This window comes from Staphylococcus sp. 231237_7MaSpsaltlick, from assembly GCF_043107035.1.
Genome location: NZ_JBICNX010000304.1, coordinates 1 through 533, shown reverse-complemented (window position 1 = coordinate 533; position 533 = coordinate 1). Strand labels below are relative to the sequence as shown.

The following is a 533-nucleotide window of genomic DNA, read 5'->3' as shown; positions in this document are numbered from 1 at the left end:
TCATTCTTTCTAGGTATTCGGAGAACTCTAACTGTTCATAGTTAGTTAGCCACTCTCTCCAAGTTGGCATAATTAAAATTTGGTTTTTTGTTTTAACGTCATTATTAAAGAGTTCATCAAATCTAGCTAATCCTGTAACCTTAACTTGTGTTTCATCAAAATTTAAATCCCTAACCACAATTTCTTTTTCACGATCTGAACTTGTTATAAAGACATCTACATTGAAGTCTTTTAATTGATTAACATTAATCTGAGTTAAATTTTTAGTCCCTAAAACACCATGTTGTAAAAACACTCTAGTGGCAGTGATTTTTCTCGTATAGGCTGCGCTATTAGTTGGGAACAATAATTCTGGATGATGTGTTGAACAAATATAATCTGCTTGCAACATTATCGAAAAATGTTCGGGAGATTGATAGTAAATGACATTACCAAACGGCAATACATTTTTTGCTTCATTTGAGTGTTCATCAATAATGTAATAAACAGGTAATTCTGGATGATACGTTCTCATATATTTAAAGAAATGATAT

General features: G+C 31.0%; 1 protein-coding gene. It reads right to left on the bottom strand.

The window, feature by feature from the left end:
- Positions 1–533 (bottom strand): CDP-glycerol glycerophosphotransferase family protein (locus ACF91D_RS31600; protein ID WP_392438673.1); only part of this gene is annotated, 533 nt, incomplete at both ends.